Raw genomic sequence first — 23,076 nt, forward strand, 5'->3', positions numbered from 1 at the left:
CATGTGCGTCGTCCGCTCGAACGGCTGTCGAAGGCCGGGGGACTCGTCCTCGACAACCGGGGATCGCCGACCGTCGACCTCTGCAGGCCACCGTCGCGGCGGCGGGTGCGCACAGCGCGGCCACGCTGGTCGCGGAGGTGGTGCTGGTGGCCCACAATGCGGAACTCGGTCGGCGCGGCGAACAACTCGCGGTCGACCATCTCGAGGCACGCGGCATGCAGGTCGTCGACCGCAATTGGCGTTGCCGCCTCGGCGAGATCGACATCGTCGCGCGCGACGGCGGGGACACGGTCTTCGTCGAGGTGAAGACGCGCACGTCCCACGACTACGGTCATCCGTTCGAGGCGATCACGCCCATCAAGCTCGCGCGTCTTCGCCGCCTCGCCATCGCATGGTGCGAGGCGACGGATGCCCCGGTCTCGCGCATCCGCATCGATGCGGTCGCCGTGCTCGCTCCGGCCGAGGCGCCCGCGCTCATCGAGCACCTCGAGGGGATCAGCTGATGCCGGTCGCACGCACGCGCTCGGTCGCCCTCATCGGACTCGCCGGCTCGATCGTCGAGGTCGAGGCCGACCTCTCCGCGCAGCTGCCCGGATTCGTGATCATCGGACTGCCCGACGCGGCACTGGCCGAGGCCAGGGACCGGGTGCGCTCGGCGGCCGTGAACGCGGGTTGCCCCCTGCCGCAGCGCCGGCTCACCGTGAACCTCTCACCCGCGGCGCTCCCGAAGCAGGGATCGGGATTCGATCTCGCCATCGCCCTGGCCTGTCTCGCCGCCGCGGGTGAGGTGTCCCACGAGTCGATCGACCGGGTCGTGCACCTCGGCGAGCTCGGCCTCGACGGGCGGCTCCGCCCAGTCGACGGCATCCTGCCGGCCGTGCTGGCCGCGGCTCGCGCCGGCCACGACACGGTGATGGTACCGGCGGCGAACGCGGCCGAGGCGGCCCTCGTGCCGGGCGTCGAAGTGATCGGTGTCGCTTCGCTCCTCGAGGCGGCGATCCGACACGGCGGCGAGTACGAGGCGCGAGAGGTCGAACCGGTGCCGTCGGTGAGCGGTGGCGACCACGCCGACGTTCCGCCCGGCGGAGATCTCGCGGATGTCGCCGGCAACGAGGACGCGGTGGAGGCGCTGCTCACGGCCGCCGCCGGCGGGCATCACCTGTACCTGTTGGGGCCGCCCGGCGCCGGCAAGACGATGCTCGCATCGCGGCTTCCCGGCATCCTCCCCGACCTCGATCCGGATGCCGCGCTCGAGGTGTCCTCGATCCGCTCCCTCTCCGGCCGGGCCCTCGGGTCGGGTCTCATGGTGCGTCCGCCGTTCGAGGCGCCGCACCACACCGCGACCGCTGCGGCGATCGTCGGCGGCGGAAGCCGGGTCATCCGTCCGGGTGCCGCAGTGCGAGCATCGCATGGGGTGCTGTTCCTCGACGAAGCGCCCGAGTTCCCGTCGGCGGTGCTCGATGTGCTGCGGCAGCCGCTCGAGTCGGGCACGATCAGCATCCACCGCGCCAACGCGATCGCGTCGTTCCCCGCTCGATTCCAGCTCGTGATCGCTGCCAACCCCTGCCCGTGCGGCGGATACGGCGTGAAGGGTTCGGACTGCACGTGCCCGCCCGCCACCCGCCGCCGATACCTCGCGCGGATCTCGGGTCCGCTGCTCGACCGTATCGACCTCCAGGTCTGGGTGCCCCGCATCACGACCGCGGGGCTCAGGCTGACGGGCGACGCACCGGGGCTCTCCACGGCCGAGGCGCGAGAACGCGTCATCGCCGCGCGCGACGTGGCCCGGCAGCGACTGCGCGGCACACCATGGCGCACCAACGCCGAGATGCCCGGCCCATGGCTGCGGGGCCCGGGGCGGCTTCACCCCGGCGGCCGGACCACCGTCGAACTCGACCGCTCGCTCGAACGCGGCGGCATCACCATGCGCGGTTACGACCGCGTGCTGAAGACCGCGTGGACGCTGGCGGACCTCGACGGAGCAACGGCGCCCGGGCGCGGACACGTCGGTCGTGCGCTCTACCTCAGGAAGGGGATCATGGCATGAACGTCGTCGAACGATCGGCGCGTCGATGGGCGACGGAGCTCGCCGCGGTACGTCGAGACGCCGATCCCGGCGTCGTGGCGTTCGCGCGGGCGGTGCTCGGCACCGCGGCCGAGCCCGGCGACGGGGTACTCGGCCGCGTGATCGCAGCCCTCGGCGCCGTCGGGGCGGCGGAGGCGCTTCTCGAGCGAAATCCGGCCGAGCGGCTCGCCGCAGCGGTGGGCGAGGCCGCGGGTGACCTCGACGAGCGGGAGACGGCGACCGGCCTCGAACGGTGGCTTCCGAGGCTGGATTCCGACGGCTTCGTGCGCACCCTGACGCAGGCCACGAGGGTCGGCGCACGATTTCTCGTTCCGGAGGACCCCGAGTGGCCCGCGGGCGTCGACGAGCTGGGCATCCATGCGCCGATCGGGCTCTGGGTGCGCGGGCGGCTGGGCGCGCTGAGCCGCGCCGGCCAGGCGCGCAGCATCGCCCTGGTCGGTGCGCGGGCTGCGACGGGCTACGGGGAGCACGTGGCGATGGAGTCGGCCGCGGGACTCGTCGACCGCGGATTCGCGATCATCTCGGGCGGCGCATACGGCATCGACGGGATGGCTCACCGGGCCGCACTCGCGAGCGACGGTTCGACCGTGGCGTTCCTCGCGGGCGGCGTCGACCGCTTCTACCCCATGGGCCACGAGGCGCTGCTCTCCCGCATCGTGGACAGCGGCGCCGTGGTCTCCGAGCTGCCGTGTGGTGCAGCCCCCACGAAATGGCGCTTTCTGCAGCGCAACCGCTTGATCGCCGCCTCGAGCGATGCGACCGTGGTGCTCGAGGCGGGGATCCGGTCGGGGTCGCTGAACACGGCCGGCCACGCCGCCGCGCTGGGTCGACCACTCGGCGCGGTTCCGGGGCCAGTCACAAGCCCGGCGTCGGCGGGATGCCATCGGCTGCTGCGCGAGTTCGACGCGGTCTGCGTGGTGGACGCCGACCAGATGGCGGAACTCGCCGGGGGCCCGGGCGGCAGGGGCGGGTCTCAGTCCTCCGAGCAATCGGCTCCGTCGGGACACGACTCGACGTCTTCCGGCGGTCGGATTGCGGATGCCCCGCCCGAGGTGACCCGCGTCCTCGACGCGCTCAGCACACGCGCTCCGCGGGAGCTCGCGGATGTCGCACGGCGGGCCGGGCTCTCGACCACGGAGGTCATGGCGGTGCTCGGCGACCTCGATGCGAACGGTGTCGTCACCCGACGTCCCGACGGCTGGCGGCGTCGACGGACGTCGTGAGTCGTCGGCCGGGCGTCCCGGCTCGCATCGGACGCACCGCATAGGCTGACCTCCGTGATGGAGGTTCGAGGGCTCGGCAGGTATCCCGCAGCGCGACGGGTGATCGCGCAGGTGAGCGACACGCATCTGCTCGAGGGGGGCGCGCCGCTCGGCGGGGTCGCCGACACAGTGTCGGCACTCGAGCGCACCGCGGAGCAACTGGCGCGGCTCGGGGACCGTCTCGACGCGATCGTGGTCACCGGCGACGTCACCGATCTCGGTGAACCGGGAGCCTACCGCCTCGTTCGCGAGGCGGTCGAACCCGTCGTCAGCGCCACCGGGGCCGAGGTCGTATGGGTGATGGGAAATCACGACGAGCGGGCCGCATTCCGCGCGGAGCTCCTCGGTACGGAGCAGAGCGACGCGCCAGTGCATCACGTCGTCGGCATCGGCGGGCTTCGAGTGATCGCGCTCGACACGAGTGTCCCAGGATTCCACCACGGCGAGCTCGACGAGTCCTCGCTCGCCTGGCTCGACGCAACGCTCGCCGAGCCTGCGCCCGAAGGAACGATCATCGCGATGCACCACGCGCCCATCGCCACGCCCCTGGCCCTCATGGACGTGCTCGAACTCCGTGGGCAGGACGAACTCGCCGACGTGGTGCGCGGGCGGGACGTGCGGCTCATCCTCGGCGGGCACTTGCACTACCCGACGAACGGGATGTTCGCCGGCATCCCGGTCTCGGTGGCGGGCGCCACCGCGTACACGATGGACCTGTCGGCCCCGCCGAGGGAACTCGTCGGCATCGACGGCGGCCGGTCGTTCACGCTGGTCCACGTGTACGACGAGGACATCGTCACCTCCGTCGTTCCGGTGGGGGCCTTCCCGGTCGTGACGAGCTTCGGCCAGCAGTTCCTGGCCGAACTCGAAGCGCTCTCGCCAGAAGAGCGGCTCGACCGATTCTCACGCAAGCGGCCGTCGGGCGCGTGACCCGAACCACGGCTCGCGGGCGGATGATCGGGGCGCCCGACAACGGCTCAGGCAGGCTGGTGCCGTGAACCTCGACGCCGCGCTGGACGAGTACCTCGCGCACGTGCGCACGGAGCGCGGGTACTCCGCGCACACCGTGACCGCCTACCGCGCGGACCTCGTCGAGCTCATCGCGTTCGCGAACGAGCGGGGGATCGCCGACCCGGCGGAGATCGAGCTCGGCCTGCTGCGGGACTGGCTGTGGGTCGCGACCGAGCGCGGGCTCGCGCGGGCGAGCATCGCGCGCCGCGCGGCATCCGCTCGCGGCTTCACGTCGTGGCTGCACCGGCGAGGCCACCTCGCCGCCGACCCCGGGGCCAGGCTGAAGGCGCCGCGCGCCCAGCGGACGCTCCCGAGGGTCGTGACGCAGCAGGCCCTCGCCGAGGCGCTCGCCGCGCTCGGGGATCGCGCTGCCGGCGGCGACCCCGTCGCCGTGCGCGACGCGGCGATCGCCGAACTGCTCTACGCGTCAGCGCTCCGCGTGTCCGAGCTCGTGGGCCTCGATCTGCCCGACGTCGACCGCAGGCGCCGCATGGTGCGCGTGACCGGCAAGGGTGCGAAGGAGCGCGTCGTGCCGTACGGCGCCCCGGCGGCGCGCGCGCTCGATCGCTACCTCGACATCGCCCGGCCGGCGCTCGCCGTAGTGGTCGACCCGCCCGCCTCGACCGCCGCGGTCTTCGTCGGCGTGCGCGGCGGCCGACTGGGCGTACGCAGCGTGCACCGCCAGGTCGCGGCGCTGCTCTCCTCGATCCCCGGCACCGGGCCGAGCGGCCCCCACGCGCTGCGCCACAGCGCGGCGACGCACCTGCTCGATGGGGGGGCGGACCTGCGGGCGGTGCAGGAGTTCCTCGGCCACGCGAGCCTCGGGACGACGCAGATCTACACCCACGTGTCGGCGGAGCGGCTGAAGCAGAGCTACCGGACGGCGCATCCGCGGGCCTGACCTCACTCCAGCGGCAGCAGCACCGCCCGCGGCAGGCCCCCGAGGAACAGGAAGGGGGACACGTACTCCCCGTCGATCCGCACGCCGAAGTGCACGCACTCCGCCGCGCAGTGCCCGCCCGATGACACCGTCCCGATCGCGTCGCCCGCCGCGACGACCACGCCCTCGGGGATCGCCGCATCGACGGGCTCGATCGCACTCACGATCCCGCCGCCGTGGTCGATCGCGACCACGCCCCGGCCCGCGACGGAACCGGCGAAGCTCACGGTGCCGGCGGCCGGCGCGACCACGGTCGCGCCGGGCTCAGCAGCGATGTCGATCCCGCGATGCCCGGCGCTGTACGGCGTCGGCGGGGCACGGAACGGCGAGACGACCCGGATCGGCGGGGGAGTCGGCCATCGCCACTGCTCGGGATGCTCCGCGGTCGCTGAGGGCCGCACGGAGTCTACGGACGCCAGGCCGATCGCCTCTGCCGCGGCCGGCGTGATCGAGATGAACGCCGCGGCCACTGCGAAGAGCAGCGCGCACGCCGCGGCAGCGCCTGCGGCGCGACCGAGTCGTCGGGCACGGTGCCCGCCGGCGCGCTGCTCGGCGGCGACACGACGAACGGGTGCGGCAGGGGTTCGGGCGGACGTCGAGACGGTCATGCACCGATGGTCTGCCCGTCCGCAGCATCCGACGCTCGACGCTCGTGCGGCGGGGGCTGGGCCGGCCCGCCGCGCGGTTGGGGAGGGCGAGTGCCGATGGTAGAGTATCGGGAGCACCTCGGCCTGCCGGGGTGACTACGCGTGCCATTCGGCCACCGACTCCACTCAGTCCCGCTCCGTGCTCGTCCAACGAACCGGAGCAGGCGGAGCCGTGCCGGGCACCAGGGCTCCCGGCCGCCGGCCGGAGCGACAACTGAGAACAAAGGAGTACGGCTCATGGCCGTCGTCACCATCCGCCAGCTGCTCGACAGCGGCGTGCACTTCGGGCACCAGACCCGCCGTTGGAACCCGAAGATGAAGCGGTTCATCTTCACCGAGCGTTCCGGCATCTACATCATCGACCTGCAGCAGTCGCTCGCCTACATCGACAAGGCGTACGACTTCGTCAAGGAGACGGTCGCCCACGGCGGCACCATCCTCTTCGTCGGTACGAAGAAGCAGGCCCAGGAGTCCATCGCCGAGCAGGCGACCCGCGTCGGCCAGCCCTACGTCAACCAGCGTTGGCTCGGCGGCCTCCTCACCAACTTCTCCACGGTCTCCAAGCGCCTCGCGCGCATGAAGGAGCTCGAGGAGCTCGACTTCGAAGGCACCACCAGCGGCTTCACCAAGAAGGAGCTGCTCATCAAGAAGCGCGAGCTCGACAAGCTGCACAAGTCGCTCGGCGGCATCCGCAACCTGTCGAAGACGCCGTCGGCGCTCTGGGTGGTCGACACCAAGAAGGAGCACCTCGCGATCGACGAGGCCAAGAAGCTCGGCATCCCCGTCATCGGCATCCTCGACACGAACTGCGACCCCGATGAGGTGCAGTACCCGATCCCGGGCAACGACGACGCGATCCGCTCGGTGAGCCTGCTCACCCGTATCATCGCGGATGCCGCTGCCGAGGGTCTCATCGAACGCCACCAGAAGCCCGAGGCCGAGGGCAACGTCTCGGCCGTCGAGCCGCTCGCCGAGTGGGAGCAGGAGCTCCTCCAGGCCGGCAGCGCGACGACCCCCGAGCAGGCGTCGGCCGAGACCGCCGATGTCGCCGAGACCGTCGCCGAGGCGGAGGCCGAGGCGGCCGAGGTCGTCGACGAGGCCGCCACGGAGATCGCCGCGACCGAGTCCGAGGCGGACGCCGAGGGCGCTGCCGCAGCCGAGTCCAAGTAAGACCACGAGTCCAGGAGACTTCCCGAATATGGCCAACTTCACTCTCGAAGACGTCAAGACCCTGCGTGAGCGCCTCGGCACCGGCATGGTCGACACCAAGAACGCTTTGGTCGAGGCCGACGGTGACCTCGAGAAGGCCGTCGAGCTCCTCCGCCTGAAGGGTGCGAAGGGCAACGCCAAGCGCGCCGACCGTTCGACCGCCGAGGGCCTCGTCGCCGCCGTCGACAACGGCGACGGCACAGCCACGCTCATCGAACTCGCCTGCGAGACCGACTTCGTCGCCAAGGGCGACAAGTTCGTCGGCCTCGCCGACCGCGTGCTCGCGGCCGTCGCCGCGGCCCGCGCCGAGACCGTCGAGGCCGCCCTGGCCGCCCCGGCCGAGGGCCCTTCGACGGGCTCAGGACAGGCAACCGTCGCCGACGTGATCAGCGAGGAGGCGGCGATCCTCGGCGAGAAGGTCGAGCTCCGTCGCGTCCGCCTCGTCAAGGGCGAGCACTTCTCCGTCTACCTGCACAAGACGTCGAAGGACCTGCCGCCGCAGGTGGGCGTCGTGCTCGGCTACGCCGGCGACGACGCGGAGACCGCGCGTTCGGTGGCGCAGCACATCTCGTTCGCGAACCCCGAGTACCTCACCCGTGAGGACGTCCCGGCGGACGCAGTCGAGAAGGAGCGTGCGATCGTCGAGCAGATCTCCCGCGACGAGGGCAAGCCCGAGGCCGCCCTGCCGAAGATCATCGAGGGTCGCCTCGGCGCGTACTTCAAGCAGGTGGCGCTGCTCGAGCAGGACTACGCGAAGGACAACAAGCTGTCCGTCGGCAAGGTCCTCGGCGACGCGGGCCTCACCGTGAGCGACTTCGCTCGCTTCAAGGTCGGCGCCTAAGTGCCACAGGGGAGTCCGGATCGCGTGAGCGATCCGGACTCCTTTGCTGTGCCAGGGATGGCATCCGGACTGCCGCACGGCCTCGTGCGGCTCGACGCCCGCGAACCGGCGCTGCGCCGGAGTCCGCGAACCAGTAGTTTTGACACCCAGAGGGGAAGGACCGGTCGAGGATGACGCAACACAGGCGCAGGGTCATGCTGAAGTTGTCGGGCGAGGCGTTCGGCGGTGGGGCCCTCGGGGTCAACCCCGACGTCGTGAGCGCACTCGCGAGGGAGATCGCGGATGCCGCACGCGACGTCGAGGTGGCGATCGTGGTCGGCGGCGGCAACTTCTTCCGCGGCGCCGAGCTCTCGCAGCGCGGCATGGACCGCGGACGCGCCGACTACATGGGCATGCTGGGCACGGTCATGAACTCGCTCGCCCTGCAGGACTTCCTCGAGCAGGCCGGGGCGGAGACGCGCGTGCAGTCCGCGATCTCGATGACCCAGGTCGCGGAACCGTACATCCCGCGGCGCGCCGAGCGGCACCTCGAGAAGGGCCGCGTCGTGATCTTCGGTGCGGGCGCCGGCCTGCCGTACTTCTCCACCGACACCGTCGCCGCTCAGCGGGCGCTCGAGATCGACGCGGATGTCGTGCTGGTCGCGAAGAACGGCGTCGACGGCGTGTACTCCGACGACCCCCGCACCAACCCCGACGCGCACAAGATCGACCGCATCAGCTACCAGGAGGCGCTGCAGCGCGGCCTCAAGGTCGTGGACTCCACGGCGTTCAGCCTCTGCATGGACAACGGCATGCCGATGCAGGTGTTCGGCATGGAGCCGGCCGGCAACGTCACGGCGGCCATCCTCGGCGCGGAACTCGGGACGATCGTGAGCAACGGCGTGCCGGCGTCCACTCGATAGACTGTCCGAGTAGCGAACAGAAGGAGCCCCCGTGATCGCGGATGTACTTTCCGATGCCACCGCACGCATGCACAAGGCGGTCGAAGTCGCGAAGGACGACTTCGCGTCCGTGCGCACGGGGCGGGCGAACCCCCAGCTCTTCCAGAAGATCATGGTGAGCTACTACGGCACGCCGACGCCGCTCTCGCAGCTCGCGTCGCTCCAGAACCCCGAGGCCCGCACGCTCGTCGTCACCCCCTACGACAAGAGCGCGCTGAAGGAGATCGAGCATGCCATCCGTGACACGCCGAACCTCGGCGCGAACCCCTCGAACGACGGCAACATCATCCGGGTCACCCTTCCCGAGCTCACCGAGGAGCGACGCAAGGAGTACGTGAAGATCGTGCGCTCGAAGGCGGAGGACGCGCGCGTGTCGGTGCGCAACATCCGTCGCAAGGCCAAGGACGACCTCGACGCCCTGAAGGGCGAGGTCGGTGACGACGAGGTCTCGCGCGGCGAGAAGGAGCTCGAGCACATCACGAAGTCCAACGTCGACGCGATCGACGACGCGCTGAAGCGCAAGGAAGCCGAACTCCTCGAGGTCTGAGGGAAGACGATGTCGGGCGTCCCAGGGGAGGATGAGTCGGACGCCGGGGGGCATGACCGGTCGTCACGCGAGGAGTTCCGCGCCCAGGTGCACGCGCGCAAGGCCGACTTGGAACGCCAGTTCGAGGCGTCGAAGGCGCAGTTCGACCAGGCGCAGGAGAAGATCCAGGCACGCACCGGACGCAACCTGATCCTCGCGATCATCATCGGACTCGCGTTCGGCGGGGCCCTCCTCCTCAGCCTCCTGGTGATCAAAGAGCTGTTCATGCTCTTCGCGGTCGTGCTCGCGGGGTTCGCGAGCTACGAGCTCACGCAGGCGCTGCGCAAGGCCGATTTCCACGTGCCGCGCATCCCCACGGTGGCCGCAGCGGTGATCGCGGTGCCGATCGCCTACTACGGCGGGCCAGGCGGGCAACTGCTCGCGGTGCTCGCCGGCATGCTGCTCGTGATTCTCTGGCAGCTCTCGGAGCAGGCCCTGCCCAGTCGGCGCCGCTCGGGCTCGAGCCTGGTGCGCGATCTCGCCGCAGGCGCCTTCGTGCAGGCGTACGTGACGTTCCTCGCGACGTTCACCGTGGTCCTCACGGCCGCCGACGGCGGGCAGTGGTGGACGCTCGCGTTCATCATCATCGCGGTCGCAGCGGATGTCGGCGCGTACGCGTTCGGGCTCATGCTCGGGAAGCATCCGATGGCGCCGGTCATCAGCCCGAAGAAGACTTGGGAGGGCTTCGCCGGAGGAGCGGCTGCCAGCCTCGTGGCCGGGGTCCTCCTGTCGGTGTTCATGCTGGGCGGCACCTGGTGGTTCGGGCTGGCGTTCGGTGCGGCCATCTTCCTCACCGCGACCCTGGGCGACCTCGTCGAGTCGCTGGTGAAGCGCGACATCGGTATCAAGGACATGAGTTCGTGGCTGCCCGGGCACGGCGGCTTCCTCGATCGGCTCGACTCGATCCTGCCCTCGGCGGCCGTCGCGTTCGCGGCCTTCCAGATCTTCGGATGAGCGTCCGCGATAATGGAGCGGTGGATTCCACCTTCCCTCGCGCCCGCAAGCCTCAACTGGGATACGACACCGCCCAGGTCGAGGAGTTCCTGCAAGTGGCCCGCCGCGCCTACGACGGCAAGGCGAGGCGCGACGACCCGCCCCTCTCGTCCGAGCGGATCCGGCTGACGGCCTTCGCGATGCAGAAGGGCGGCTACTCCACGGCGCATGTCGACGCGGCGCTCGAGCGGCTCGAGGACGCCTTCGCAGCGGAGGAGCGGCAGGTCGCCGCCCGCCTCCACGGCAGCGAGGCGTGGCTCAGCGAGGCCCGCGCGACCGCGCAGGTGGTCTCCAACCGGCTCGCCCGTCCCGAGGGGCAGCGCTTCGACCGGGTCAGCCCGCTCGCGCTCGGCTACCGGGTCCGCGAGGTCGACCGGTTCGCCGACAAGCTCACACGCTACTTCCGCGACGGCTGGCCGATCTCGATCGACGACGTGCGCACCGTGGTGTTCACGACGCAGCGCGGAGGCTACCGCGAGTCCCAGGTCGACATGGTGCTCGACGCGGTCGTCGACGTCATGCTCGCCGTTCGCTGAGATCCGGTTCGACTCGGTCGCCGGCGCTCGGATACACTCGACGAATTGTGGGCAGGCATACGGGGATTGACGAGGCGTCGGCACCAGTGCGTCCATCAGAGCACTCTGCATCGCGTCCGACGCTGAACCCACCGGTGCAGGCTGCTGGCAGGCCCGGCCGCGTCAAGCAGGCCGCGACGGTGGTCTTCGCCTTCGTGGCCTCGGTGAGCTTCCTGCTGGTCAACGTGGTCGACCCGTTCTCCGGCGCCACCGCGTCGCCGGATTTCGCCGAGCGCGGAGAGCGGTTCGGCGGGGCAGAGGTGCAGGCGTTCGACGTCGAGGGCGAGTACACGATCGACGTCTCCAAGGAGGGCTACGTCGTCGAGGAGAAGCCCGAGGTGAAGCTGGCGCCTGCCTCGACGTCGGCCAGCAGCGGCTGGGCGCCCCCCGCCGTCACCCCCGATCCGGGTTCGGCACAGGCCTACGCAGCCGGTGCGGTGGCGGCCCGCGGCTGGGCCTCGACCGAGTTCGACTGCCTCGTCGCGCTCTGGAGCAAGGAGTCCGGCTGGCGCGTGAACGCCTACAACGCGTCGAGCGGCGCGTACGGCATCCCGCAGGCACTGCCCGGGTCGAAGATGGCGACGGCCGGCGCCGACTGGGAGACGAACGCCGCGACCCAGATCGAGTGGGGCCTCGGCTACGTGCAGGGCCGTTACGGCACGCCCTGCGGGGCCTGGGCGCACTCGCAGGACGTCGGCTGGTACTGAGCCCTCGTGCGGCCCTCGAGCGGCCGAGCGGGGCGCACGTGCCTCCACGGTCGGATGCCGCGACGCGGCCTAGACTGGGATCCATGGCACGCTCGAACCGATCACGCGGTCGGGCGGCCCGTGCTCGCGAGGAGCATCCAGAGCTCGACGTCGATCGGCTCACCGCCGGCTGGCGTCGGACGGAGGTGCGTGACGGTCGCGAGTGGAACGTCCAGCCCGTGACCGAGGCGCAGGCGGTGAAGGCCTATCTGTGCCCCGGCTGCGGCCTCGAGGTGGCGCCCGGAGTGGCGCATCTCGTCACCTGGCGCGCCGACGGCGTGCTCGGCGACGCCGCAGACCTCGCGGCTCGGCGGCATTGGCACACCCATTGTTGGAGGATCGGCGCCAGGTGAACGAGAACGACATGTCCGCGGTCGAGATCCGGTCCGGCACGGAACTGCCCGCGGTGCGCGAGCAGATCGAGCTGCGCACGACCGATGGGCTCCGCCTCGTGGGCGAGCTCGCGACTCCGGTCGACCGGCCCCCGGTCGCCACCCTCGTCACGTTGCATCCGCTGCCGACGGCCGGCGGCTTCATGGACTCGCACATCCTCCGCAAGGCGGCGGCGCGGCTCCCGGCCCTCGCCGACCTGGCGGTGCTGCGGTTCAACACGCGAGGCACGACCTCCCCACGCGGAACGAGCGAGGGGTCGTTCGGCGAGGGCATCGCGGAACGGGCGGATGTCGCGGCGGCGATGGACTTCGTCGCGGAGCGCGGACTGCCGAACCCCTGGCTGGTCGGCTGGTCGTTCGGCACCGAGCTCGCGCTGAAGTACGGGCTGGAGCATGGCATCGCCGGCGCCATCCTGCTCTCACCGCCGCTTCACCGCACCACCGAGGAGGAGCTGCGTCGCTGGAACGGCTCCTCTGCACCGATCGTGGCGCTCATCCCCGAGCACGACGACTACCTCAAGCCGGCCCAGGCCGCCGAGCGGTTCGCCGTGCTGCCGAGACTCCGGCGCATCGACGTGGCGGGTGGCAAGCACCTCTGGGTGGGGGAGTCGCAGACGCGGCGCGTGCTCGAGGAGATCGTCGCGGCCGTGAACCCGTCGGCGTTGCCCCTGCCGACGACGTGGCCGCCCTCGGTCGGCTGACCGCGGCGTGCGCGCCGCCGGCCGCCCCGACGCGGCATCGGCCCGCCCTTGGTGACCCTGCGTGACGAATCAGAGCTCGTTCTGGCGAGGGATCACGACCTGCTTGATGATGAGCAGGATCGACGCGGCGACGGGAATCGCGATGAGTGCACCGAGGATGCCGAGCAGGGCGCCTCCCGCGAGGGCGGCGATCACGACGAGGGCGCCGGGCACCTTCACGGCGCGGTTCATGATGCGCGGGCTGAGCACGTATGCCTCCACCTGCATGTACACGAGGTAGTAGATCGCGGCCACGAGGGCCGTGAGGGGCGAGCCGAGACCCGGGATGAGGCACACCAGCACGATCACGATCGAACCCGTGAGCGTGCCGACGAGCGGCACCAGCGAGAACAGGAACGCGAGGAAGGCGAGCACGGCCGGGAACGGCGCCTGGATGATCGACAGGAAGATGAAGCTCGCCACGCCGTTGCAGGCCGCCAACGAGGCCTGGCCGAGCACGAACCGGCCCACTGACTGGGTGATCTGCTCGGTGAGGTCGGCGAACCGTTCGCGCTTCGAGGCGGGCACCAGCTGGTAGCTGGCCCGCTTGATGCTGTTGAGGGATGCCGCGAAGTAGAGCGTGAGGATGAAGACGATCACCACGGCGAACAGGCCCGCGCCGATCGCGAGCGCCACCTGCAGCACGCCGCCCGCGAGCTCGCTGAGCTTCTCGGGGTTGGTGACGAACTCCGTGACCGCGGTCGTGACCTGCTGGCTGATCTCGTCCACCGGCACCTGCGGGAACTGCTCCTGCAGCCCCTCGAGCCAGTCCTGCGAGTTCACCCGAGCGACGATGAGTGGGATCTGCTCGACGAGCTGACTCACCTGGTCGACGACGATGGGCACGACGGCGAGCACGAGCGCTGCGATGAGCACCCCGACGGCGGTCATCACGATGAGGATCGCGGCCCAACGCGGAAGCCCCCGGCGCTCGAGCCAGCTGATCGCCGGATCGAGGCCGAGGGCCAGGAAGAGTGCCGCGCCGATGTACGCGATGATCGTCGAGAGGCTCGCGATCGAGAAGAGGATGAGCAGGCCGACGCCGACCCCGAGCGTCCCGATCAATCCGACGCGGAACGCGTTCTGGATCTTCATGGGGCCGGCGCGGACCTGCGCTACCGGTTGTTCGACGCCACCTGCTCGGCCTGCGTGAGCACGCCCCGGAGGCTCTCGAAATAGCCCGCGACCGCGTCGCGCTCGATCTTGAGCTGCGAGAGGCGGTCCTCGGCGTCGGCGACGAGCGCACGCGTGCGCTCCTCGGCGTCGGCGATCAGCTTGCGGGCCTGGTCGTGGGCCGCGGCGATGCGGTCGCGCGCCTCGTCGTCGGCCTTGTCACGGACCTTGGCGATCTCGCTGCGCACCTTCATCTCGAGCCGGTCGGCCTCGACGCGGCTCTCGGCCGTGCGGGCGACGGACTCGGCGAGCTCGGCGTTGGCGTCGTCGAGGAGCTTCTGGGTCTGCGCCACCGCCTCCTGGTGCGCGGCGAGCAGCTCCTGCTCCGCCTCGTCGCGCTTGGACGTGAGCTCGGCCTCGATATCGAGGTGGGCCTTCTCGATCTCACGACGCATGCGGTTCACCTCGTGCGTCGTCTTCTTGCGCATGGAGGTGAGCTGGTTGTCGAGGTCGATGCGCGCCTGCTCCGACTCGGCGTCGAAGTCGGCGCGGGCCTGCTCCTGCTCGAGCGCGAGGTCGGCACGCATCTGGTCGAGGTCGGCGGCGTGCTTGGCGCGGATGCGGTCGAGCTCGTGCTGCAGCTTCAGGCGTGCGGCCTCGCCCTCGCGCACGAGGTCGACCTTCGCCTGCTTCTTCTGCTCGACGAGCTCGGCGCGGCTGCCCTCGAGCTCGCGGCCGAGGTCGCTGCGCGCCTGCTCGAGCTCGTGCACGAGCGCCGCGCGGCGCTCCTCGATCTCGGCGTCGATGGCTGCGCGCGCCTCGGCGGACTCGCGCTCGAGGTCGAGGCGCGACTGCTCGGTCTCGCGGGCGAGGTCGATGCGCGCCTGCTCGGTCTCCTTGGCGAGGTCGGCGCGCGCGCGGTCGAGCTCGATGGCGACCTCTGCGCGGGTCTGCTCGGTCTCCTGGGCGAGGCCTGCTGCCGTGGCTCGCGCCTCGTTCGCCTCGGTGTTGGCGGCGACGAGGATCTCGGCCGCCTTCTTCTCGGCGCCCGAGACCGCGGCGGCGGACTCGCGCTTCGCGCTGGAGCGAAGCTCGGCGGCCTCGGTGGCCACCGCGCCGCGGATCGCGGCGGCGTCGCGGGCGGCCTCCTGGCGGAGCTGCTCGCTCGCCTCGTGCGCGCGGGAGACCATGTCGTCGGCCTCGGCACGGGCGTTCTCGAGCACGCGGTTCGCCTGGGCGCGCGCCTCGGTGAGGGAGCGCTCGGCCAACTCATGCGCGTCCGAGCGCAAGAGGTGCGCCTCGTCTTCGGCGGCCCGACGCAGCTTCTCGGCGTCGATGTCGGCCTGCGCGATGAGGCGGGTGGACTGCTCCTCTGCGACGCGCAGCGTGTTCTCGAGTTTGGTGCCGAGGCCCGAGAACGTTGGGCTGCCGACCTCCTCGAGCTCAGCGGTCAGCTCCTCGATGCGGGCATGGAGACGCTTGGTCTCCTTCGAATGCTCGGCGAGCTGGTTGTTCGCGTTAATGATGTCGCGTCGGAGCCCATTGATGCTCTTGTCGACCTCGTCCTTGTCGTATCCGCGGAACACCTGCGTGAACTCGGTCTCTTCGACGGCCATTCTTCCTCCGGGCTCAGTCCCGCGTTCGTGGGGGCGCGTGCGGGATGTGTCGATTGTACGGGCATGCGGCATCCGCTGCGCACGTTCCCCACAGGGGCTGGTTAGGAGACTCCCAGACAGCGCCGGTAGTGTGGACTGTCTTTGTTCGAAGCCGCATTCCCGCGGCACCGGAGGTATGTTCGTGCGCTTCGCCCTCGCAATCGTGGCATTCGTCGCCGCGGCCGTGATGATCGGGTTCGGCATCGCTCAGCGCACCGTCTACCTCGAGCCCGACCGGGTCTCACTGTCAGCCGAGATCGAGGGCGCGGCGGCGTACGTCGTCATCGAACCCGAGGCCCTAGGCGCGCATCCCGGCAAGCAGACGATCACGGTCTCGGGCTCCGACACCGTGTTCGTCTCGTACGGCCGCAGCTCCGATGTCGCCGCATGGCTCGGCGACTCGCCGTACGTCGTGGTGGGCTACGACGCCGAGGCCGAGGCGTTCACGAGCGAGGTGGTGACCCCCTCCGTCGAGGGCGACGCATCATCGGCCGACGCCGCAGTGCCCGAGGCGCCCGCCACCGGCACCGACGACGCTGCCGCCGCCGCGACGCCCGACCCCGCCGCGTCTCCCGTCGGATCCGACCTGTGGCTCGACGAGTTCACCGACGAGCGCAGCGTCACGACCACCGTCGACGTGCCCGAGGACATCTCGGTACTGCTCGCGAGCGACGGCACCGCGCCCGCGCCGAGCGACCTCGAGATCGCGTGGCCGCTCGACAATTCGACCCCATTGGCAGGTCCGCTGATCGTCGGCGGCGCGCTCGTCTTCCTGGGCGGCATCGTCCTGCTCGTGTCGGGCTTCAGGCATCACCGGCGTTCCCGCGGCCCGCGCCGCAACCTCGGGAAGGGCCCTCGCGGCAGGCTCCCGAGCGCACCGAAGCCGCCGTCGCTGCGTCGCAGCCAGGTCACGGGCGGCGGTCGTCGCGCCGTCGGCCGCGCGAAGCGCATCGCCCTCGTCCCGTTGCTGGTCGTGCCGGCGCTCGCGCTCAGCGCCTGCTCGGCCGACTACTGGCCCCGGTTCGACCTGGCGCCGCCGTCGACCGCGCCGGCGACCGAGATGCCCGAGCCGACCGACGGCACCGCCACCGAGGAGCCCGTGCCCGAGGAGGAGGCGATGGAGTCCGCGGTCACCGTGCCGCAGATGGAGCGCATCATGCGCCGCGTCGCCGTGTTCACGAACGAGGCGGATGCCGCACGCGACTCGGCCGCGATCGCCCAGCGCTTCGCCGGCCCCGCACTCGACGCCCGCCAGGCGAACTACACGATCCGCGGCGCCCTGCCCGACCAGCCGGCGCCCACCGCGATCCCGGCGTCGCCGCTCACGCTCACGCTGCCGCAGCAGGTCGCCGGATGGCCCGGCTCGGGCCGCACGGTCCTCACGATCGCGAAGAACAGCGAGGACGAGACGGTGGCGCCGACGGCGCTCGTGCTCCAGCAGGCGTCGCCGCGCGAGAACTACAAGATCGTCTACGCGATGTCGCTCGCACCCGACGCCGACGTGCCCGAGGTGGCGCCCGCGTCGATCGGCGCCCCGCTCATCTCTCCCGAGTTCAAGGGCCTCGTCATGCCTCCCGGGCAGGTGGCGGCGGCCTACGCCGACGTGCTCCTGAAGGGCGATGCCTCCGAGTTCGCCGCCCTCTTCGACCCCGAGGGCGACGTGCTGCGCGAGCAGCTCGGCGTGACGGGCCAGCAGGCCATCAACGACAGCCTCCCGCCGACCGCCGACATCACGTTCTCGAACGTCGTCGGCACCAGCCCCACGGTGGCGCTCGCCACCAACGACTCCGGCGCGCTCGTGACGGCATCGATCGAGCAGACCGAGAAGGTGACCCCGAATGACGGCGGCACCATCGGATTCGAGGCCGGGGCGCCTGGTGCGGCACTGTCGGGGTTCACCGGCAAGAGTGCGAAGGGCGTGCAGCGCGTCATCGGCGTGCAGCTGCTGTTCTACGTGCCGAGCGTCGGCTCGGACGAGCAGATCCGTCTCCTCGGCTGGTCCGAGAGTCTGATCGGAGCATCGGAGGTACCGTGACCGACCCCACTCCGCCGAACGGCCTCCGGGGGGCCGTCGACCTGTCCGCGCTGGTGCAGCGCGCGCAGCCGTCGCAACCGCAGGCGGGCACCGCCGCCGGCGATCGGCTCGTCTTCGAGACGGATGACGCGGCCTTCGGCTCGACGCTCGAGCTCTCGCGCACCGTGCCGGTCGTGGTCGTGCTGTGGGCGTCATGGAGCGAGCAGTCCACCGCCCTCGTCGCAACCCTCGAGCAGTTGGTGCGCGCCCGCGACGGGCGGCTCGTGCTCGCCGCCGCCGACGCCGACCGCAGCCCGCAGCTCATGCAGGCATTCCAGGTGCAGGCCGTTCCCACCGTCGTCGCGGTCGTCGCCGGACAACCGGTGCCCCTCTTCGCGGGTGTGCAGCCCGATGACGTCATCGAGCAGGTCTTCGACCAGCTGCTCGAGCTCGCCGCCCAGCACGGCGTCTCCGGACGCGTCGAGGCCGGCGGCGAATCGGGCGACGGCCAGGCCGAGCCGGTCGAGGAGCCCCTGCCGCCGCTGCACCAGGAGGCGTACGACGCCATCGAGCGAGGCGACTACGAGGTTGCGGCATCCGCGTACAGGACCGCCATCGCCCAGGACCCGCGCGACACGCTGGCCGTGGCAGGCCTCGCCCAGGCGAACCTGCTGTGGCGCCTGCATGGCAAGTCGCTCGACGGGATCCGCAACACCGCGGCATCCGCTTCCGACGATCTCGCCGCGCAGCTCGACGTCGCCGACCTCGACCTGTCGGGCGGGCACGTGGAGGACGCGTTCGATCGCCTGCTGACGCTCTTCCCGAAGCTCGACGCCGATGGCAAGCGCGCCGTGCGCGAGCGCCTCGTCGAGCTGTTCGAGGTCGTCGGCTCCGACGACCCGCGGGTCGTCGCGGCCCGCCGTCGCCTCACCAACCTGCTGTTCTGATCCCTACTCGAGCGTGAACCACACCGCCGCGAGCGGCGGCAGGGTGAACACCGCGGACGCGGGGCGTCCTGACCACGGGTCCTCGGTCGCGTCGACCCCGCCGAGGTTGCCGACGCCCGAGCCGCCGAACTCCGCGGCATCCGAGTTCAGCACCTCACGCCATCGGCCCGCGTTCGGCAGGCCGAGCCGGAAGCCCTCGTGCGGGTGTCCCGCGAAGTTGACCACGCAGAGCAGTGGGCGCCGCTCGCGGTCGTAGCGCAGGAACGCGATGACGTTCTCGGACGCAGCCCCGCCCTCGACCCACTCGAAGCCCGACGCGTCGTCGTCGAGCTGCCAGAGCGACGGCGTGCCGCGGTAGGCGCGGTTCAGCGCGCCCACGAACTCCGCGAGCTGCTTGTGCGACGGCTGGTCGAGGATCCACCAGTCGAGGCCGCGCTCCTCGCTCCATTCCGAGAGCTGCCCGAACTCCTGGCCCATGAACAGCAGCTGTTTGCCGGGGTGCGCCCACATGTACGAGAGGTAGGCGCGAACGTTCGCCAACTGCTGCCAGTGGTCGCCGGGCATCTTGCGGATGAGCGACCCCTTGCCGTGCACGACCTCGTCGTGGCTGATCGGCAGCACGAAGTGCTCGCTGAACGCGTACAGGAACGAGAACGTGAGGTCGTGGTGGTGGTACGAACGGTACATCGGGTCCTTCTGGACGTACTGCAGCGTGTCGTGCATCCAGCCCATGTTCCACTTGAACCCGAAGCCGAGCCCGCCGGAGCTCGTGGGGGCGGTGACGCCCGGCCAGCTCGTCGACTCCTCGGCGATCATGACGATCCCGGGGTTGCGCTTGTACGCGGTGGCGGTGGCCTCCTGGAGGAACCCGATCGCCTCGAGGTGCTCGCGTCCGCCGTGCACGTTGGGCAGCCACTCGCCGTTCTCGCGCGAGTAGTCGAGGTAGAGCATCGAGGCCACGGCGTCGACCCGGAGTCCGTCGACGTGCATCTCCTCGAGCCAGAACAGCGCGTTGGCCACGAGGAAGTTGCGCACGCGCGGGTTGCCGTAGTCGAAGACGTAGGTGCCCCATTCCTTCTGCTCGCCGCGGCGCGGGTCGGGGTGCTCGTAGAGCGGTTCGCCGTCGAACTTCGCCAGCGCCCAGTCGTCCTTCGGGAAGTGCCCGGGGACCCAGTCCATGATCACGCCGAAGCCGGCCCGATGCAGCCGGTCGATGAGGTACTTGAGGTCGTCGGGGCTGCCGAAGCGCGACGTGATCGCGTAGTAGCCGGTGACCTGGTAGCCCCATGAGCCGCCGAACGGATGCTCCGCGAGGGGCATGAACTCCACATGCGTGTAGCCCAGCCAGCCCAGGTACTCGATGAGCTCGTCGGCGACGTCGCGGTAGCCGCGTCCTGGCCGCCACGAGCCGAGGTGGAGCTCGTAGATGCTCATCGGCTCTTCGTGCGCGTTGACGGATGCGCGCCGCGACATCCAGTCGCCGTCGCCCCACTCGTGGGAGCTCACGCTCACGACCGACGCGGTGGCGGGCGCCACCTCTGCCTGTCGCGCCATCGGGTCGGCCTTCATGATCCACGCGCCCGAGCCGGTGAGGAGCTCGAACTTGTAGATCGTGCCTGGGTCGAGGTCGGGCACGAAGAGCTCCCAGATGCCGGCGGCGCCCATGCTGCGCATCGCGTGCCCCGCGCCGTCCCAGCGGTTGAACTCGCCGACCACGCGCACGGCCCGCGCGCGCGGCGCCCACACCGTGAACGCGGTGCCGCGCACGCCGCCGCCTGCGCCCCAGTGCTCGCGGTGGTGGGCGCCGATCACCTGCCAGAGCTGCTCGTGCCGTCCCTCGCCGATGAGGTGCAGGTCGAGCTCGCCGATCGTCGGCGCGAAGCGGTAGGGGTCGTCGCTCGTCCACTCCTGGTCGCCGTACCGTGCGCGGATGCGGTAGCCGACGGGGCCGAAATCGCCGGCACCCGCCCAGATGCCGTGGCCGACGTGCTCCAGCGGGAGCGGGTCGCCGTCGTCGAGGAGCGCGTCGACGCGGTCGGCGAGCGGGCGCCTCGTGCGGATGACGGTGTGCGGCCCCGCGGTCCCCGGCAGGTCGAAGCCGTGCTGGCCGAGCACCGAATGCGGATCGGAGTGACGGCCCTCGGCGATGGCGGCGAGCTCGGCGTCGCCGACGGCGGGGCCGATGTGCGGCATCAGCTCAGGCATTGCGGCCTCGCACGACGTGGAGGATGTGCGCCGGCCGCGTGAACGCGTCGAGCCGCACGTAATTCGCATCGCCCCAGTCCCAGCGATGCCCCGTCACGAGGTCCTCGACCTCGAATCGGATGCCGGGGGTGAGGCCGATGGCGGCGAGGTCGAGGTGCACGGTGGTCTCCCTGACGGAGTGGGGGTCGATGTTCGCGACGACGATGATCGTGTCGTCGCGGCCGTCGGGCGTGAATCGCCCGTCGAGGTGCTTCGTATACACGAGCACGGAGTCGTCCTCGCTCGCGTGGAAGCGGATGTTGCGCAGCTGGCCGAGGGCCGGGTGCGCGTTGCGGATGCCGTTCAGGATGCCGAGGTAGAGCGCGAGGGAACGACCCTCCTTCTCGGCGGCCGCGAAGTCGCGGGGCCTGTACTCGTACTTCTCGTTGTCGATCGACTCCTCGGCGCCGGGCCGCGCGACCGACTCGAAGAGCTCGAATCCCGCGTACACCCCCCACGTGGGCGCCGCGGTCGCCGCGATCGTGGCGCGCACGGTGAAGGCGGCAGGGCCGCCGAACTGCAGGTACTCGGTGAGGATGTCCGGGGTGTTCACGAACAGGTTCGGCCGCATGAAATCGGCGGTCTCCTGGGAGACCGAGGTGAGGAACTCCTCGAGCTCCGCCTTCGTGTTCCGCCACGTGAAGTACGAGTAGGACTGCTGGAACCCGACCATCGCGAGCGCCTGCATCATCGCGGGGCGCGTGAACGCCTCGGCGAGGAGGATCACGTCGGGGTGCTCGGCGTTCACGGCGGCGATCAGACGTTCCCAGAATGCGAGCGGCTTGGTGTGGGGGTTGTCGACGCGGAAGATCCTCACGCCCTGCTTGATCCAGTGCCGCAGGATGCGCAGCACCTCGTCGAAGATGCCCTCGGGGTCGTCGTCGAAGTTCATCGGGTAGATGTCCTGGTACTTCTTCGGCGGGTTCTCGGCGTAGCGGATCGTGCCGTCGGGCAGCTGCGTGAACCACTCCGGATGCTCCGCCACCCACGGGTGGTCGGGGGAGGCCTGCAGCGCGAGGTCGAGCGCGACCTCGATTCCGAGCGCCGCCGCACGCCGCACGAACGCGCGGAAGTCCGCGAGCCTGCCGAGGTCGGGATGCACCGCGTCGTGGCCGCCCGCCGCGGCGCCGATCGCCCACGGCGAGCCCGGGTCCTGCGGGCCGGGATCGAGCGTGTTGTTGCGTCCCTTGCGGTTGGTCGCCCCGATCGGGTGGATCGGCGGCAGGTAGACGACGTCGAACCCCATCGCGGCCACGCCGTCGAGTCGCCGGGCGGCCGTGCGGAACGTGCCGCTCTTCCAGCGGCCGTCCTTGAATCGACGCGCGCCCTCGGAGCGGGGGAAGAACTCGTACCAGGAGCCGACGCCGGCGCGACGGCGCTCCACGAGGATCTCGTGCTCAGGGGAGTCCGTGGCGAGTCCCGTGAGCGGGCGCGCCGCGAACTCATCGAGCATCGGAGAGTCGATGAGCCGGCGGCGCTCGGCGACGGATGCCGCGACGTCGCGCAGTGCGGCCGCGAGCGCGGCGAGCTTGCGCCTGACGGCAAGTGGACGGGACTTCTCGGCGACCGCGCGGTCCATGAGGCGCGCGCCGATCTCGAACATGAGCTCGGCGTCGACGCCCGCGTCGACCTTCAGCGCGGCATCGTGCCGCCAGGTCGCGACCTCGTCGTCGAAGCCCGTGACGTGCCAGTGCCACGTGCCCCGTTCGTCGAGGAGCACCTGCGCCTCCCACCGGTCGGTGCCGGGCTCGAGGGGCGACATCCGCTCGTCGAGGACCGCTCCCGACGGGCTCCTGAGCACCAGCATCGCGCCGACCTGGTCGTGCCCCTCGCGGAAGACGGTCGCCCGGAAGGGCACGACCTCGCCCTCGAAGGCCTTCGGAATCCAGCGGTCGTCGGGCAGCGCCGGAGTGAGCCGCGTCACGGGGATGCGGCCGGCGAGCACAGGGGCGGTGGTCACGTTCCGACCGTAGCGCGGATTGGCGCGATCGTCGCGAGCCGCTGCGATCCGTCGGCTCCGCGCCTTGCCGGTTCGGGAACATTCCACCCTGAACGAGATAGCATGCCCCAGGTCGGGTGGATCCGTTCGCCGCACGCTGGACCGCCGAGCGGGAATGCAAGCAGCTCCTCGACC

At 70.9% G+C, this 23,076-nt stretch carries 21 protein-coding genes; 16 read left to right on the forward strand and 5 right to left on the reverse strand.

All coding sequences use genetic code 11. The features are described from left to right. Window positions 1-146 precede the first annotated feature (146 nt). The 5 genes from ASG80_RS05830 (at window position 147) to ASG80_RS05850 (ending at window position 5,260) form a co-directional block, all read left to right on the forward strand. Window positions 147-503, forward strand: coding sequence for a YraN family protein (locus tag ASG80_RS05830; RefSeq protein ID WP_056729326.1), 357 nt, complete (start codon window positions 147-149; stop codon window positions 501-503). After that, entirely contained in the window at window positions 503-2,047 is a 1,545-nt protein-coding gene (locus tag ASG80_RS05835) for a YifB family Mg chelatase-like AAA ATPase (RefSeq protein WP_056729238.1), read from the forward strand. Before ASG80_RS05830 ends, ASG80_RS05835 begins: the two co-directional genes overlap by 1 nt. Continuing rightward, entirely contained in the window at window positions 2,044-3,309 is a 1,266-nt protein-coding gene (gene dprA / locus ASG80_RS05840) for a DNA-processing protein DprA (protein WP_056729239.1), read from the forward strand. The genes ASG80_RS05835 and dprA overlap by 4 nt, the downstream gene beginning before the upstream one ends. A gap of 57 nt (window positions 3,310-3,366) precedes the next feature. Continuing rightward, on the forward strand, window positions 3,367-4,278 hold the full coding sequence (locus tag ASG80_RS05845; protein ID WP_056729240.1) for a phosphodiesterase: 912 nt from the start codon (window positions 3,367-3,369) through the stop codon (window positions 4,276-4,278). Between the two features lie 64 nt (window positions 4,279-4,342). Then, window positions 4,343-5,260, forward strand: coding sequence for a tyrosine recombinase XerC (locus ASG80_RS05850; protein ID WP_056729241.1), 918 nt, complete (start codon window positions 4,343-4,345; stop codon window positions 5,258-5,260). Window positions 5,261-5,262: 2 nt separating this feature from the next. Here ASG80_RS05850 and ASG80_RS05855 read toward each other — a convergent pair whose 3' ends face one another. Next, the gene (locus ASG80_RS05855) at window positions 5,263-5,907 is read right to left on the reverse strand and encodes a murein hydrolase activator EnvC (protein WP_056729242.1); all 645 of its coding nucleotides are present in this window, start codon (window positions 5,905-5,907) and stop codon (window positions 5,263-5,265) included. Window positions 5,908-6,183: 276 nt separating this feature from the next. On the opposite strand from ASG80_RS05855, the gene rpsB reads away from it, so the two are divergent. From rpsB to ASG80_RS05900, 9 genes are all read left to right on the forward strand, one after another. Further along, on the forward strand, window positions 6,184-7,116 hold the full coding sequence (gene rpsB / locus ASG80_RS05860; RefSeq protein WP_056729243.1) for a 30S ribosomal protein S2: 933 nt from the start codon (window positions 6,184-6,186) through the stop codon (window positions 7,114-7,116). Between the two features lie 28 nt (window positions 7,117-7,144). Next, on the forward strand, window positions 7,145-7,996 hold the full coding sequence (tsf, locus tag ASG80_RS05865) for a translation elongation factor Ts (protein ID WP_056729244.1): 852 nt from the start codon (window positions 7,145-7,147) through the stop codon (window positions 7,994-7,996). A gap of 170 nt (window positions 7,997-8,166) precedes the next feature. After that, a complete protein-coding gene (gene pyrH / locus ASG80_RS05870) occupies window positions 8,167-8,898 on the forward strand; it encodes a UMP kinase (protein ID WP_056729245.1) in 732 nt (243 codons plus the stop codon). Window positions 8,899-8,929: 31 nt separating this feature from the next. Next, window positions 8,930-9,484: a ribosome recycling factor gene (gene frr / locus ASG80_RS05875; protein WP_056729246.1), complete on the forward strand. Its 555-nt coding sequence runs from the start codon at window positions 8,930-8,932 to the stop codon at window positions 9,482-9,484. A 9-nt stretch (window positions 9,485-9,493) separates the two neighbouring features. Further along, on the forward strand, window positions 9,494-10,477 hold the full coding sequence (locus tag ASG80_RS05880; RefSeq protein WP_082589805.1) for a phosphatidate cytidylyltransferase: 984 nt from the start codon (window positions 9,494-9,496) through the stop codon (window positions 10,475-10,477). A 20-nt stretch (window positions 10,478-10,497) separates the two neighbouring features. After that, window positions 10,498-11,052, forward strand: a complete 555-nt coding sequence (locus tag ASG80_RS05885) for a DivIVA domain-containing protein (protein WP_235508200.1) — start codon at window positions 10,498-10,500, stop codon at window positions 11,050-11,052. A 134-nt stretch (window positions 11,053-11,186) separates the two neighbouring features. After that, window positions 11,187-11,798 carry a lytic transglycosylase domain-containing protein gene (locus ASG80_RS22810; protein ID WP_082589806.1) on the forward strand — a complete coding sequence of 204 codons (612 nt, stop codon included), beginning with the start codon at window positions 11,187-11,189 and terminating at the stop codon, window positions 11,796-11,798. Between the two features lie 83 nt (window positions 11,799-11,881). Beyond that, on the forward strand, window positions 11,882-12,190 hold the full coding sequence (locus ASG80_RS22815; protein ID WP_082589807.1) for a hypothetical protein: 309 nt from the start codon (window positions 11,882-11,884) through the stop codon (window positions 12,188-12,190). Window positions 12,191-12,201: 11 nt separating this feature from the next. Next, window positions 12,202-12,930, forward strand: coding sequence for an alpha/beta hydrolase (locus ASG80_RS05900; protein WP_056729328.1), 729 nt, complete (start codon window positions 12,202-12,204; stop codon window positions 12,928-12,930). Window positions 12,931-12,999: 69 nt separating this feature from the next. On the opposite strand, the gene ASG80_RS05905 is transcribed toward ASG80_RS05900, so the two are convergent. Further along, complete coding sequence (locus ASG80_RS05905; RefSeq protein ID WP_056729249.1) at window positions 13,000-14,064, reverse strand: AI-2E family transporter; 1,065 nt, start codon at window positions 14,062-14,064, stop codon at window positions 13,000-13,002. 20 nt (window positions 14,065-14,084) lie between these two features. Further along, on the reverse strand, window positions 14,085-15,698 hold the full coding sequence (locus ASG80_RS05910) for a DivIVA domain-containing protein (protein WP_056729250.1): 1,614 nt from the start codon (window positions 15,696-15,698) through the stop codon (window positions 14,085-14,087). 181 nt (window positions 15,699-15,879) lie between these two features. Here ASG80_RS05910 and ASG80_RS05915 point away from each other — a divergent pair, with 181 nt between their 5' ends. Together ASG80_RS05915 and ASG80_RS05920 are read left to right on the forward strand one after the other, a co-directional pair. Continuing rightward, entirely contained in the window at window positions 15,880-17,772 is a 1,893-nt protein-coding gene (locus ASG80_RS05915) for a hypothetical protein (RefSeq protein WP_156401679.1), read from the forward strand. After that, window positions 17,769-18,698: a co-chaperone YbbN gene (locus ASG80_RS05920; protein ID WP_056729252.1), complete on the forward strand. Its 930-nt coding sequence runs from the start codon at window positions 17,769-17,771 to the stop codon at window positions 18,696-18,698. Before ASG80_RS05915 ends, ASG80_RS05920 begins: the two co-directional genes overlap by 4 nt. A 3-nt stretch (window positions 18,699-18,701) precedes the next feature. Here ASG80_RS05920 and glgB read toward each other — a convergent pair whose 3' ends face one another. Next, window positions 18,702-20,903, reverse strand: coding sequence for a 1,4-alpha-glucan branching protein GlgB (gene glgB, locus ASG80_RS05925; RefSeq protein ID WP_056729253.1), 2,202 nt, complete (start codon window positions 20,901-20,903; stop codon window positions 18,702-18,704). Beyond that, on the reverse strand, window positions 20,896-22,902 hold the full coding sequence (locus ASG80_RS05930) for a maltotransferase domain-containing protein (protein ID WP_235508201.1): 2,007 nt from the start codon (window positions 22,900-22,902) through the stop codon (window positions 20,896-20,898). The genes glgB and ASG80_RS05930 overlap by 8 nt, the downstream gene beginning before the upstream one ends. Window positions 22,903-23,076 lie beyond the last annotated feature (174 nt).

The sequence above is a fragment of the Agromyces sp. Soil535 genome (assembly GCF_001428255.1).
Classification (GTDB): Bacteria; Actinomycetota; Actinomycetes; order Actinomycetales; family Microbacteriaceae; genus Agromyces.